Below are 13,725 nucleotides of genomic sequence, written 5' to 3' on the forward strand. Positions count from 1 at the left end.
ACCGCTCAATTAAAATAAATTGAACGATCAGTATAGCAACACCGGTAGAAAGAAACACTTATAGAACGCTTTTATTCGCCACTGGCATCAGCTTTGCCGGTATACTCTCATGCAACCGCCAAACGAAACTAATCGGGCGATTTCCCTCATGACTTACATAATCAGCTGTTCCGAGGAAAGTGAAAGGCGATGTATAGCCATCTTTCTGCTTCGATTCACGCACGAACAAAGCAATTTTATTCCCTGTCTGACGTTGGTTTATATATCGCTTTCCTGTTGGGCTCGTATCGGATGTCTTATTTTGAGACTGCCAATGGAATAAACGGTCGCTTATGGCGTAATCCTCATACAGCGTGGACGGTGAGAAGTCTTTGTCTGATTTATTCAACGTAATAAAGAAAACGTCTGTCTGTTTATCCTCGAAATACTTAACACCTTCCCTAAAGGCCGGCTTAGCCGCTTCGTTAAAGTAACCAAATGCCGCCAATACTTGATCAGATGTATACTGGGCATGTACGCGAAGCGGAGAGATGAATTCAAATGGAGATGGCTTCTTTACAGTTCGAATAGTTTCCATACACGCGTCTAATACTTGTCTTACTTCACTTTTGAGCGCTTCAGTTGCTAGTAGCATTTGTATCCCTTCATGTATAGAGGTGAAACCAAAATCCTCAGGTGGGGCGTCGAAGAACGAATAATAGAACATGCCTATCATCAGGCGTTGTTCTTCGTTTTCAATTATGCCCTTCGCAAGATATGTTTGATAAAATCGGATGAGATCGGGAGAGTCCAAATGAAATAAAGCATGAATTCTCTTTGTCACCACTTCCTCAAATTCACTTTCAAAATGGTTGCCGATTCCTGCCTCCACTTTTAACCTCTCAAATGATCTATTTTTTCCTCTTCCATAAAATTCAGCAAGCGAAAGATGATAAAACTGTAGGAAATTTACTAGTGTCAACGGTTCTCCTGTGTCTTGTTCAAAGTGTTTCATCATTTTTATCAAATTCTGTTTACTGTTTTTTACTTCTTTTACATTTCGTAAAATATATTCTTTCGCCTGCTTCTCCATTTGGATTACGGAACCCTTTGGTAAATGGAAAAAACCATTTTCAAGATAATGTCGAACAGAGTGCTTTGTTCTTCCCATAAGAGCGCGGAACTTCTCTTCAAATGGATAATCTACATGGGCTTGTCCAACAAAGTCCAACACCGTTAAACACTCTTTTCCTTCAGCTAAACGCAGTCCCCTTCCCAATTGTTGCAAGAAGACGGTAAGGCTTTCAGTCGGTCTTAGGAATAAAACCGTATTCACTTCGGGAATATCGATTCCTTCATTATATAAATCTACTACAAATATAAATGTAATTTCTCCAGCTACCAACTTTCGTTTCGCCGTTTCGCGATCTTCAACAGAAGAATTCCCATGGAGCGCAATCGAAGCAATGTTTTTCTGATTAAAATAGGCAGCCATATATTTGGCATGTTCAACAGAAACACAGAACCCTAGCCCTTTAACTTGCTCCAAGGAAGTAACATACTTTTTGATACTTTGGATCACTAAGTCACTGCGACGATCATTCGATGTGTACACATTCGATAATGCTTCAACATCGTATCCCTTTTTGGACCATTTGATAGCAGATAAATCAACTGTGTCGGTAACACAAAAATAATGAAACGGGCTGAGTAATTTCCGATCTATCGCTTCTGTTAAACGCATTTCAGAAGCGATCCGATCATCAAAATAGCCAAGTACATTTTCATTATCCATTCGTTCGGGGGTTGCAGTCAGACCGAGCAAAATTGCTGGTTTGTAATATTCTAACAATGCACGATAGGTTGGAGCGGTAGCATGATGAAATTCATCCACGATGACAAAGTCGTAAAAATCCGCAGTTGTTTTATTGATCATTTCTCTACTGTTCCAACTTTGGATACTCATAAAAAGATGATCAAAAGAAGTAGGCTCATGACGACCAACGAACATCTCTCCAAAGTTAGCATCTTTTAAAATTGCACGAAACGTATGCATACTTTGCTTTAATATCTCTTCCCGGTGTGCTATAAACAGGAGTTTTGCATTTGGATTTTCCTGTAAGTACCTTTTGAAATCAAATGCCGAAATAACTGTTTTTCCTACACCAGTTGCGGCTACGACTAAATTTTTGGTATGTCCGTACAAAGTACGTTCTGCTTCCAGTTCATCTAAAATTTCCTGTTGATAATGATAAGGGCGGATATCAAAGAGATAGGTCTCATTCGACTCAGCTACCCGATCTACTAAAGAGCGGCGCACCAGCGACCAATTTTCTTCATTCTCAGATGACAGGCTCTTGAATTCCTCGTCATTCCAATAACTTTCAAAAGTGGCTTCAAACTTACGAATAATATCAAAAGAATCCTTCTCTGTTACTTTCAAGTTCCACTCCAAGCCTGAGGTTAGAGCTGGATTTGAAAGGTTGGAAGAGCCAATATATGCAGTGCTAAACTCAGTTTTCCTTTTAAACAAATAGGCTTTCGCATGCATACGTGTCCTTTCTTTGTCTAGCGATATTCGAATCTCCGTATTTGGCAGTTTGCTCAACTCTTCGAGGGCTTTGTAATCGGTAGCCTCCATATAAGAGGTAGTCAGGATATTCAGCTGGCCTCCTCGCTCTGTAAACTCCCGCAATTCTTCGATCAAAATACGGATGCCAGACCATTTAATAAAAGACACCAGCCATTCGATTTTATCCGCAGTTATAATTTCTTTCTTTAGTTCCTCTAACATATTTGGCTCTGTAGGAGAGCCCGTGAAGAGAGAACTTTGTGAAAGCGGTGTCACAGGGCGGGGTACCCTTCTTTTCTTCAGAGAGTGTGCCGTATTAATCGTTTTATAAACGGAAGTAAGTATTTCCGCATGTTCATCTAATCTCAATAAAGCAAAATCATCGCTGTCTATAGTTCGGTTGAGAACATGAATGATTTCATTACATGTCTGAATTTGTTTTAACAATGCCTGCCCCTCATTACCTTTATTGTTTTCTCTGACATAAGAGAGCGCAGTTTTTGTAACAGAAGAAACATAGGAGGATAACATCGTTTTTGCCTCTGCGACATCCATCTTTTCATATTCAATGGCATATTCGTCCCCGGACAGACTCGCAAGGCTTTTCTTAATTTTTTCATTCAGTACTTGTTCATAGATCCCTTCCTGCATAGCTCATCACCCTTTCAACTGCTGGAATATCAGCTGGAGCCCATTGTAAGGTCTCTAGCTGTGGAATTGATACCCATTTCAACTCTGCATGCTCCTTGGCCACCGGATGCCCTTTTATAATCTTTGCAAAATATGTCTCTAAACGAACGACAAAGGAATCATATGCATACGTCGTATCTTCTACTAAATCCCCAATTGAGATCTCGCACTCAATCTCTTCATAAATTTCCCGATACAGTGCCTGTTTTGTTGTTTCACCAGCTTCAATTTTACCACCCGGGAATTCCCAATAGCCTGGTAACGTCATGGAAGAAGAACGTAATGCACATAGAATCTCGCGGTTCTCATTATGTATAATTGCTCCGACTACATGAATGTTTCGAATAGCTTTCACCTTACAATCTATTATTTGGTCTAGCAAACAACCAACTTCTCCTCAGCATCGCTAATATCCTATCCCGTGTAGGTAGGCTATGCAAACTGTCCAGTTACAGCTTGCATAGTTTAGGATGGAAGAAGTGAGAGTATTATCCTTCCATAGTATTCCAAACCCTTCCATCAATCAAATTCCCTGGCCGCTCCCCTCTCAACCCCGCCCGCAAATTCTCCTCCGCGACTTTCGCCATTTTCAGTTCGGTCTCAGCGGTGCTGGAGCCGATGTGCGGGAGGGTGACGACATTGTCCATTTGGAGCAACGGGTTGGCCGGGGCGACGGGTTCTTGGGCGAAGACGTCGAGTCCGGCGGCTGCAATTTCTTTGGTTTGGAGGGCTTCGATCAGGTCGGGTTCGACGACAGTGCCGCCGCGCGAGACGTTGATGAAGATGGCGGATTGCTTCATTAGTTCGAACTCCTTCTTGCCGATCAGCTCTTCCGTCTCTGGCGTCAGCGGTGTGATGAGCAGGACGAAATCGGATTCGCGCAGGAGGTCTTCGAGGCTCCGGTAGACGGCGGCGAATCGTTTTTCCGCTTCGGGTTTCGGCGTACGGCTGTTGTAGAGGATGTCCATGTTGAAACCGAAATGCGCGCGCTGGGCGATGGCTTGGCCGATGCGTCCCATGCCGATGATGCCGAGTTTTTTGTGGTGGACGTCCACTCCGAAAAACGCGTCGGGCAGGCTTTCCGTCCACTGGCCTTCCTTGACGTAGCGGTCCAGCTCGGGCAGCCGTCTTGCCGTCGCGAGGATCAGCGCCATCGACAGGTCCGCCACGGTGTCGTCGAGGACGCCGGGCGTGTTCGTCGCGAGGATGCCGCGCTTCGTCAGCTCGTCGATGTCGAAGTGGTTGTATCCGACCGAGACGGTGCTGACGATTTTCAAGTTCGGCGCCTTCTCGAGCAGCTCCCGGTCGGCCGGGAAACGCGTACCGATGACGCCTTCCGCTTCATGCAGGAATGCGAGGAAGTCGGGGTCGTTTTTCGGGTTTATATTTTTAAAATAGCGGACATCATAGTCTTGCTGCAGGGCTTGCAGGACGGAAGGTGCCACGCGCTCGTATGCGATCACTTTTTGTTTCATTGTTTCATTCCCCATTCTGATTCGTGTTGTATGGTAGGCTTGCCTCCCACCACCATATCAGAAAATGGCATGTCTTTCATTTGACGGGAAATAAAAAAACGCATACGGCGCGGGATTTGACGGTTATCGGGCGGAGTCCTCGATGAACCCCTCCACCGGGCTCGCGAGGTCTGGGAAAACGGCGTCCGCGAGAGGATCGGATGCGCCGAGGTAGGCCCCTATCGTGCCGGCTTCTTTACGCAACTCCGGATGAATTTGTTTCCATCCGCCATACATCTGTTGGAATGATTTGGACAAGCTCCCTATTCCGCAATCAACCCCATCTTCGCCACGACTCCCGTAAGAACCGCCTCCAACTCCGCATACCCATGGTATCGTACATAGACGACGGCTTTCCCCCTCCGAGCGACGATTTCCTTCACTTCCGCGTCTTCATGGACGAGCAATCGATCCAAGTCCGGATGCGCCGTCTCGATGAATTGTTCATTTCCATACTGGTATCGTTTCACGAGGTCCGAAACGAGGGGATCCGCCAAGGAAAGCATTGACAGCCGGTAGACTTTCGTATGGAGGCTCGGGGAATAGCCGCCGCTCTCGTCGTCCCATGTCTCCCCCGGGACCGTTCCGCTTTCGTCGGTGTCGTATTGGAGGGGCGCCAGCGGACTCCAGTTATAGGAATACCGGTTGGCCCAATCGACATCGTCTATCATATACGGCTCCCGGATCAATTCAGGATTTTGCTCGATTTCCGCCAAGCGGACAATCGGCAATTCAGGACTCGACCCGGGCAGCGTGGCCGTCTTTTCTTTCACAAGATACATGATGGGCATGACGGCGCTCGCCGCTGCGAACAATAAAAATAGCAGTGCAATGAAAGTATGGCGCCGCCAACGCTTCCGATAAGGTGCATGATGGTCGATCGGTCTTCCTTCGTTGAGCCGCTTCTGCAGCGCACGGATGGAGACGGCTCCCCTCACTGCAATATAGGCCTGATACCCGATGACGACTGTCAGTACCGTCTGTTGGACCGCCATCCCTTCGACGAGCATATAAACGGGCGTCCTATCAAGAAACCAGAGCGAGGACAGCATGCCGGCGATCAAAAGAAGCGCAACTAATATGAAGAGGGCGTTTCCAAACAGCTTTTTGTCCAGCTCCCGTAGTGTATACGCCTGCTCGGCGGGGTCCGTATGCAATTCGGGCGCCTCACGCTCAGCGGGAGAAGAGAACACGTAAAACGCGCCGTATTGCGTCACGAACTCCCAGCCGCCCTCCTCGTACAGCTCCATTTGCTCCTCTGACATTTTTTTATGAATCGACACATCGATCCGATAGCGCGTCCGCTTTGGCTCCCCTCGTTCGAATCGCGCGAAGATCCGTCCCAACTTTTTCAAATGAAGGCCTTGCGCCGCCATATCCGCGAACCAGCTTTCATGCTCCCCGATCCGCCATTCGTCACTGCGGAGCCTGCGTACCATCTTACTCATCTTCACCGTCCCCCTCCAACAGGCTGCCGTCCCGCAGGAGCGACTGCAGCCTCTTATACTCTGCGCGCAAGGCTCGCTCCCCCTCTGCTGTAATTTGATACGTTTTTCTCCTGCCGTCCTCTTCTGCCAATGAAATCAGACCGTCTTTTTGCATCCGTGAAAGGACGCCATACAGTGTCCCCGGCCCCATTTGCAATCTGCCGCGCGAAACGTCCGCAATGGCCTGCATGAGCTGATATCCATGGCTCGGATTCAGCAACGCCAGCAAGACATAGTACATCGCCTCGGTCATCGGGCCTCCCTTGTACGTCACTTTCCGCATGTCTCCTCTCTATTATGTATCTCGATATATCGTGTGACAAAATAGTACTTCCCATTTCCTTTTTTGTAAATGAAAATCTAGCATTCTACCGAAAAAACAGGAGCAAAGGGGCCCGTGGGCGGAACCGGAACAATTGTTGGTGATAGACGTCTCGTTTACAGGAAGTATCCGCTCGCATACAAATTGTCATGAGGTGAATAAAATGAAACATACTCTTTTTTTAATAGAGTTGCTGCTAGGCGTGTTGATAACGTACGCATGGGTTTGGGGCAGTCATATTTATATAGAGTTGAGCCGCAGTTACGCCGCCTCCAGTTATCCGGGCGATATCACTAATTCTGAAAGGATATTTTATCAATTGGTTTTCCCGGCCACGTTATTTGTTGGTCTATGTATCGTTTCATATCTTTTCTACTTGTTGTGGAAAAAGAAAACCAAATTAGGCATTTTTCTCATTCCAATAATTTGCACAACCTATCTCGTTGTCGACCTGTATCTCTTTTTATTCCAAAACTAACCAAATTTCTACAATAAAACCTCGCTTCGCTGCAAGGATTCCATGTTTCTACGTGGAATACTACCTATAGAAGATACAGCTCCGATCCCCTTTGTTTGAAAGGCGGCCTCCAGTGGAAGACATGTTCATGAATGGACCTATCGTGCACCCCTAATTCTATTTTCAATGCTTGTCTCATAGCTTCTATAAGCCACTATAGCAAGGAGTGATTGACATAAGAAAAATAGTCTTAGTACTCAGTATGTTGTTGATACTCATATTCCCTGTCCATCCAACCGCCACCGCCACGACAACGGAAATGTATGTGCATGCGAAAAACGATATTATTTTGCGTGCCGCACCGAACCAAAAGGCCGATACGCTCGGTACCATCCAAAACCATTCGAAAGTCGTTGTGTTGTCTTCATCGAACGGATGGTCCTATGTACAAGCCGGGAAAAGTAAGGGGTATGTTTATACATCAGCTCTGTCCAATCAAATCCCGAAAGCTGCACCCGTAACGGTGACAGGCGGGCTGGCGCCTAAAGACGGATTGATCCTGACGTATGCACCTTCTTTCTTGGAAAATAAGAAAGAGACATTTGTCGTAGAAAAAGAAGAGGAGTACACGTACTTATACAATAAGAAGAGTCCCCTTTACCCGGAATTATCGAACTTTACGTACATCGAGACCGACAAAGGCCTGCTGATGGGAGTCTCCAGCTCGGATTTCATCTTCGTCAATGTTCCGTATCCCTTGAAACAAGGGACTTATACAACCGATACGTCCCTCCTGTTTGAGGATCAAAAGGTTTTAGTGGAAAGCACAACGAAAACGATAACCGTGAAAGCCGGCACCTTCCAAAATGTCGTCATTCTCCGTTTCCCCGATGGCTCGCGAGCGTATTTCGCCAAAGGTATCGGGATTATAAAAGCTACCGATCAAAATGGAAAGATCTTCACGGAATTGGTCTCTGTGAAGGAAGGAATATAAAAACAGTTAAAAAACCGGTACAGGTCCCTCCTGCACCGGTTTTTTAACTGTTTTTCACCCGCGAAACCGTCATGCCGTCGCCGATTGGTAGAAGGACGGATTCCAAACGGGGATGCTGGGCAACGGTTTCATTGAATGCTTTCATTTGCTCGGTATATCGTTTTTCGTGTGCGCTTTACGATTGTGCTGTGTCCTCGATGATCCAGTCCGCCGCATGGGCAAGATCCGGAAAGACGGCATCCGCCAGCGGGTCGGCCGAACCGAGGAAAACCCCTTTCGTTCCCGCCTTTTTCCCGGCCAGGATGTCCGTGTCGGTATCCCCCACCATATACGAAGCGGCCAGATCCACCTCGTACTTCTCGGCAAGCTCTTCAATCAGTTGGCTGTTCGGCTTCCGGCATGCACAGCCCGCTTTCGGTTTATGCGGACAATACGCCACATCATGAATGACGGCGCCCTCCTTCCGTAGCTTCGCGATCATATGCTCATGGACCGCCTTCAGTTGCGCCTCTTTCATAAATCCGAGCCCGACGCCGCCTTGGTTCGTGACGACAAAGATATAATCGAAAACAGCGTTCAAACGTCTGATGGCTTCCGGAACGTCCGGCAAAAAGTGAAAGTCCCGCGGGCGGTTCACGAATTTCACCCGATCCGTCAGCACTTCATTGATGACCCCGTCCCGGTCTAAAAAAACCGCTTTTTTCAACGCAGTTCCTCCCTTCCTCGTCATGTAAAAAGCCCTTTCGTTTTAACCTACCCAAGGAAGCCTTCCCTTAAATCCTCGATAACTTATTCCTTTCCATTACTCATTTTCACATTTCGTCCTATTGGCGTTGGCCCTTTATTTAGAAACGGAGAAGTATCTGTTCGCGTTGGCCGGAAAAATGAAATCCCAAGGCTACTCCATTTTCCTTCGGGATTCGTGCGTCCTCGATCTGTACATGGCACAGCTTCGATACCTTGATGAAAACTATGTAACTAATATCCCTGAGGAAGTATACAATCCTTTGCCTGTTTACCAGAAGATACAATTGAGGAGAAATAAGGGATATTGTTATTTTTTTATCAAAAATATGTATTTTTTGTGCACAGAATGTGTCAGTTTTATTTCTGTTTATTGAAAGGTTTATGGCGGTTTTTCTCTAATTTTACGTGAAGTTTATGTGAAGTGAGACGTAGGAAATTGTTTTTCGTAATTTATTATATTAAGATAAAGCGAAAGTTCACGGAGCTGCTGAACTTTGTCATTTCACATGCTGTTTCTATAGCCTATAGAACAATAGAAAGGGGCACCCCCATGAAAAAGAAATGGGCTTTGCTAAGTTTGGTTATTGGTATTCTCGCAGTGTTAGCGGGTTGTGAACCGGTAATGGTACTGGATCCGAAAGGACCCCAAGCTGAAACGATATCCAATGTGATTTGGATTTCAATTGCAACGATGGCGATTGTTGTCATTGCTGTGTTCATCTTATTGGTGAACGTCCTTGTAAAATATCGTGCTTCGAAACAGGACCCGGATTATGAACCTCCGCATATCGAAGGGAATCCGATTGTTGAATCGATAATCGTCGGGATACCGGTCATCATTATCATTTTCCTTTCCATCATCACAGTCAAATCGACGTATGAAGTTGAGGCGACGCCTAAAGGATATGAAGATCAGAAACCATTGGTCATCTACGCTTCTTCCTCTGACTGGAAATGGCATTTCAGTTATCCGGAAGAAGGAATCGAAACGGTGAACTATTTGTATATCCCAACGGATCGTGCATTGGAATTTAGACTCTACTCCTACGGCCCGATCACAGGCTTCTGGATTCCGCAACTGGGCGGACAAAAATATGCGATGTCGGATATGATCACCACATTACATTTGGTAGCTGAAGTTCCTGGTGAATACATGGGAAGAAACTCAAACTTCAGCGGGAAAGGCTTTGCAGAGAATATGTTCAACGTGACAGCCATGCCCGAAGCGGAGTTTGAGGAGTGGGTGGAAGAAGTGAAAACGACTGCCGAGCCTCTAACGGAAGAGAAATTTGATGAATTGCTAACACCGGGCCATCTGGGGCAATTAACGTTCAGTGGAACCCACCTGAAGTTTTTGCCGCCGCCTGAAGGACATAATCATGGATCCAGTCAATCCCACGAGGATGAACATGATTCCGATGACGCGCATGGCGATGTTGAAATGGAACATTCGGATCATTAATAAAATTTACTATTTAGGTTGAATTTATTATTTTACCTATTCACTTAGTTGATTGGAGTGCAGAGCGGCGACTCCAGCGAAGGCCGTCACGAAGAACGGCCTTTGTGCCAAAAAGCGTAGCGTTTGGCAGCCAATCGAACCCTTCGCAGTTCGATTGGCTCGCCCGCGCCCCGCGGAAAGCGTCCGCTCGGAACGGAAATCAACAGTTAGAAGAAGTTACTTATTTCAACGTATATAGTTTCCTCTTATTGAATTAAATCTCTCACGAAGTAAATTTCCGAAAGGAGTACAACATGTATGGATTACTTTGATCGATTTGCCATACCACATCCGAGTCCTGCGATCTACGCATCCATGGTTGCCATCGTGATTACATTGTTGGCGATTATCATAGGCCTGACTTATTTTAAAAAATGGGGTTATTTATGGCGCGAATGGTTGACAACGGTTGACCATAAACGGATCGGTATCATGTACCTCGTTGCCGCATTGCTGATGCTATTCCGCGGTGGAGTGGATGCGTTGATGATGCGTGCACAGACGGCTGTTCCTGAAAATACGCTGCTGGATGCCCAGCATTATAATGAAGTATTCACGACGCACGGGGTTGTCATGATCATCTTCATGGCGATGCCATTTATTTACGCGTTGATGAACTTCGTTGTACCCTTGCAGATCGGGGCGCGCGATGTAGCGTTCCCTCGGTTGAATGCACTTAGTTTTTGGCTGTTTTTCATGGGTGCGATGTTGTTCAATATTTCATTCGTCATCGGTGGTTCTCCTGACGCAGGTTGGACTTCGTACTTCCCGCTTGCCGGGAATGACTTTAGCCAATCGGTCGGAACGAATTACTATATGTTGTCGATTCAGATTGCCGGTATCGGTACGTTAATCTCCGGTATTAACTTCTGTACGACGATTTTCAAGATGAGAGCACCTGGCATGACATTGATGAAAATGCCGATGTTCACGTGGACGGCTTTAATTACGAATGCCATTGTGGTGTTCGCTTTCCCGGTACTGACGATTGCGTTGCTGCTCGGAACGATGGACCGGCTATTCGGAACCAACTTTTTTACGATGACCAACGGCGGAATGGATATGCTTTGGGCGAACCTGTTCTGGGTTTGGGGACATCCGGAAGTCTATATCCTCATCTTGCCGGCCTTCGGGATTTACAGTGAGGTAGTCTCCACCTTCTCCCGCCGGAACTTGTACGGGTATAAATCGATGGTCGGTTCGATTGTGATCATTTCGTTCCTATCGTTCTTAGTTTGGACGCACCATTTCTTTACAATGGGGCAAGGGCCGCTGACGAATAGTATTTTCTCGATTACGACGATGGCCATCGCCATTCCAACCGGCATTAAAATCTTCAACTGGTTGTTGACAATGCGGAAAGGGAAAATCGAATTTACGGTTCCGATGCTCTATGCAGTGGGTTTCATTCCGATTTTCACAATCGGCGGGGTGACCGGGGTCATGCTTGGTATGGCCAGTGCCGATTACCAGTACCATAATACGATGTTCCTGGTAGCGCATTTCCACTATACGATCATCCCGGGAGTCGTGTTTGCGATGCTGGCAGGACTTACGTATTGGTGGCCGAAAATGTTCGGCTTCATGCTCAGTGAAAGAATCGGGAAATGGGCATTCTGGTTTATCGCGATCGGATTTAACGTCACCTTCTTCCCGATGTTCTTCACTGGATTGGATGGGCAAGCGCGCCGGATGTACACCTACTCTGAAGCGTCCGGGTTTGGAGCGTTGAATATGCTTTCCTTCGTGGGAGCGATCGGCCTCGCGATCGGCTTTGCGTTAATCGTCTACAACGTCTATTACAGTACACGCCATGCTTCCCGGAATATCGGTTCAGATCCATGGAATGCACGTACGCTTGAATGGGCGACACAAACACCGGTTCAATCGTATAACTTTGCGCAGACACCACATGTGGATTCCAGTGAGGCTTTCTGGGATCACAAGAAAAAAGGGCTGCCTTTATTTACAGGCGAAATCGAGAAGATTCATATGCCGAATAATAGCGGCATGCCGTTCATCATGAGCTGCATCTTCTTCGTCTGGGGCTTCTCCTTCGTGTTTGGCATGTGGATCCCAGCCATTATTACGACGCTTGCCATCTTTGCTTGCATGGCTTATCGTTCATTCGAAAAAGACGACGGTCATTATATTTCCGTCGAAGAAATCAAAGCAATAGAAAAAGATAGCGAGGTGTTAGCAAATGAAACTCGATAACTCGCTTCCCCTGGAATATAGTACGCAACAGAATAAGATGAATATCTTTGGATTCTGGGTTTTCATAGGTGCCGAAGTCATGCTCTTTGCAACACTTTTTGCAACCTATTTCACGTTGGAGCACCGGACAGGAAATGGACCGGCTGGAGCGGAGATATTTGAAATTGCTCCCGTGCTCATCGAAACGTTCCTGTTGTTAACCAGTAGTTTTACGATCGGTCTTGGCGTGCATGCCATGCGGATCGGCAGAAAAAATGCGATGCTGACATTTTTCTCCATCACATTGCTTCTCGGTTTAGCATTCCTCGGTGTGGAAATCTATGAATTCATGCACTATGCTCATGTGGGGGCAGGACTTCAAGTGAGTGCCTTTACCGCCATTTTGCTGACCACATTAGGGACGCATGGGGCTCACGTTACTGTCGGTCTGTTCTGGGGATTGTTCATTATCATGCAAGTGAAAAAGCGTGGATTGACGCCCGCAACGGCCAATAAATCATTCATCTTCTCACTTTACTGGCATTTCTTGGATGTTGTCTGGATCTTCATCTTCAGCTTCATCTACTTGAAAGGAATGATGTAATATGAGCGAATTATTCCCGCGTAAACTCGTCATGGGCTTTGTCTTCTCGCTCGTTCTGACATTAGCTGCGTTGTCGGTCTATTTCTTGGATATGTCATTTGCGGTAGGATTGACCATCCTGTTAGCCACGGCATTAGTGCAGGCAGCCGTTCAACTCGTCGGCTTCATGCACGTCGGGGAGTCGGAGGATAAAGTGCCGATTTACTTGAACATTTATTACGGCATCGCCATTGCCCTCGTCACGATTTTCGGTACGTTGCTAATCTTGATTTGGGATATGTAATTAAACAACAAAGGAAAGGAGCGCCGATCATGGTGCCCCTTTCCTCTTTTTATTGGAGGCTTCTTAGGTTTTCGTTCACTTTCTCATGCATTTCTTCCGTCGCGACGAAAAATACTCCCATCAGGAAGATGAAAATCGCTCCCATCACTGTTCCGATTCCAATACCTGTGATTGAACTGTAATCGCTTACAAAGAATCCATACAAGAAGATGGAGATTCCGATGGCAAGCACTGTGATGCCGACAACTTTAACAGCGTTCAACATTTGTAGTTTAGCTTCCATACCCAACACCCCTTTCCTCTATTATTTCCCTTGTTCACAATTTTGTCAAACTTAATTTTTGCTTTATTTTTAATATTTTGTTGCTAAACATCGCCC

The 13,725-nt window shown here is 46.3% G+C and carries 13 protein-coding genes and 1 pseudogene; 5 read left to right on the top strand and 9 right to left on the bottom strand.

Features of this window, described 5'->3' with window-relative positions; all coding sequences use genetic code 11:
* Positions 1–58 precede the first annotated feature (58 nt).
* From OXB_RS13270 to OXB_RS13290, 6 genes are all read right to left on the bottom strand, one after another.
* Positions 59–3,202, bottom strand: coding sequence for a DEAD/DEAH box helicase (locus tag OXB_RS13270; protein ID WP_041074941.1), 3,144 nt, complete (start codon positions 3,200–3,202; stop codon positions 59–61).
* Positions 3,183–3,623 carry a (deoxy)nucleoside triphosphate pyrophosphohydrolase gene (locus OXB_RS13275; protein WP_231860316.1) on the bottom strand — a complete coding sequence of 147 codons (441 nt, stop codon included), beginning with the start codon at positions 3,621–3,623 and terminating at the stop codon, positions 3,183–3,185. Before OXB_RS13275 ends, OXB_RS13270 begins: the two co-directional genes overlap by 20 nt.
* Before the next feature lie 106 nt (positions 3,624–3,729).
* A complete protein-coding gene (locus OXB_RS13280) occupies positions 3,730–4,716 on the bottom strand; it encodes a 2-hydroxyacid dehydrogenase (RefSeq protein ID WP_041076794.1) in 987 nt (328 codons plus the stop codon).
* A gap of 123 nt (positions 4,717–4,839) precedes the next feature.
* Entirely contained in the window at positions 4,840–5,013 is a 174-nt protein-coding gene (locus OXB_RS18900) for a hypothetical protein (protein WP_158333711.1), read from the bottom strand.
* 5 nt (positions 5,014–5,018) lie between these two features.
* Entirely contained in the window at positions 5,019–6,203 is a 1,185-nt protein-coding gene (locus OXB_RS13285) for a DUF2812 domain-containing protein (RefSeq protein ID WP_041074943.1), read from the bottom strand.
* The gene (locus OXB_RS13290; protein WP_231860317.1) at positions 6,196–6,525 is read right to left on the bottom strand and encodes a PadR family transcriptional regulator; all 330 of its coding nucleotides are present in this window, start codon (positions 6,523–6,525) and stop codon (positions 6,196–6,198) included. Before OXB_RS13290 ends, OXB_RS13285 begins: the two co-directional genes overlap by 8 nt.
* A gap of 761 nt (positions 6,526–7,286) precedes the next feature.
* Between OXB_RS13290 and OXB_RS13300 the strand changes: the two genes are divergently transcribed.
* Positions 7,287–8,015 carry an SH3 domain-containing protein gene (locus OXB_RS13300; protein WP_158333713.1) on the top strand — a complete coding sequence of 243 codons (729 nt, stop codon included), beginning with the start codon at positions 7,287–7,289 and terminating at the stop codon, positions 8,013–8,015.
* A gap of 43 nt (positions 8,016–8,058) precedes the next feature.
* Here the strand turns inward: OXB_RS13300 and OXB_RS18720 are convergent.
* Positions 8,059–8,187, bottom strand: a pseudogene (locus OXB_RS18720) (O-methyltransferase); the annotation flags it as partial.
* 3 nt (positions 8,188–8,190) lie between these two features.
* Positions 8,191–8,721 (bottom strand): D-glycero-alpha-D-manno-heptose-1,7-bisphosphate 7-phosphatase, encoded by a 531-nt coding sequence (locus OXB_RS13305; protein ID WP_041074947.1) that lies wholly within the window; start codon positions 8,719–8,721, stop codon positions 8,191–8,193.
* Positions 8,722–9,312: 591 nt separating this feature from the next.
* On the opposite strand from OXB_RS13305, the gene qoxA reads away from it, so the two are divergent.
* The 4 genes from qoxA to qoxD all read left to right on the top strand — a co-directional run bounded on the left by qoxA (position 9,313) and on the right by qoxD (position 13,346).
* Positions 9,313–10,224, top strand: a complete 912-nt coding sequence (gene qoxA / locus OXB_RS13310) for a cytochrome aa3 quinol oxidase subunit II (protein WP_041074949.1) — start codon at positions 9,313–9,315, stop codon at positions 10,222–10,224.
* A gap of 297 nt (positions 10,225–10,521) precedes the next feature.
* Positions 10,522–12,480, top strand: a complete 1,959-nt coding sequence (qoxB, locus tag OXB_RS13315; RefSeq protein ID WP_041074951.1) for a cytochrome aa3 quinol oxidase subunit I — start codon at positions 10,522–10,524, stop codon at positions 12,478–12,480.
* Positions 12,467–13,063: a cytochrome aa3 quinol oxidase subunit III gene (gene qoxC / locus OXB_RS13320; protein WP_041074953.1), complete on the top strand. Its 597-nt coding sequence runs from the start codon at positions 12,467–12,469 to the stop codon at positions 13,061–13,063. Before qoxB ends, qoxC begins: the two co-directional genes overlap by 14 nt.
* A gap of 1 nt (position 13,064) precedes the next feature.
* Positions 13,065–13,346 carry a cytochrome aa3 quinol oxidase subunit IV gene (gene qoxD / locus OXB_RS13325; protein WP_041074954.1) on the top strand — a complete coding sequence of 94 codons (282 nt, stop codon included), beginning with the start codon at positions 13,065–13,067 and terminating at the stop codon, positions 13,344–13,346.
* A 49-nt stretch (positions 13,347–13,395) separates the two neighbouring features.
* Here the strand turns inward: qoxD and OXB_RS13330 are convergent, their stop codons facing one another.
* Entirely contained in the window at positions 13,396–13,629 is a 234-nt protein-coding gene (locus OXB_RS13330; RefSeq protein ID WP_041074955.1) for a hypothetical protein, read from the bottom strand.
* Positions 13,630–13,725: the final 96 nt, after the last annotated feature.

The sequence above is a fragment of the Bacillus sp. OxB-1 genome (assembly GCF_000829195.1).
Classification (GTDB): domain Bacteria; phylum Bacillota; class Bacilli; order Bacillales_A; family Planococcaceae; genus Sporosarcina.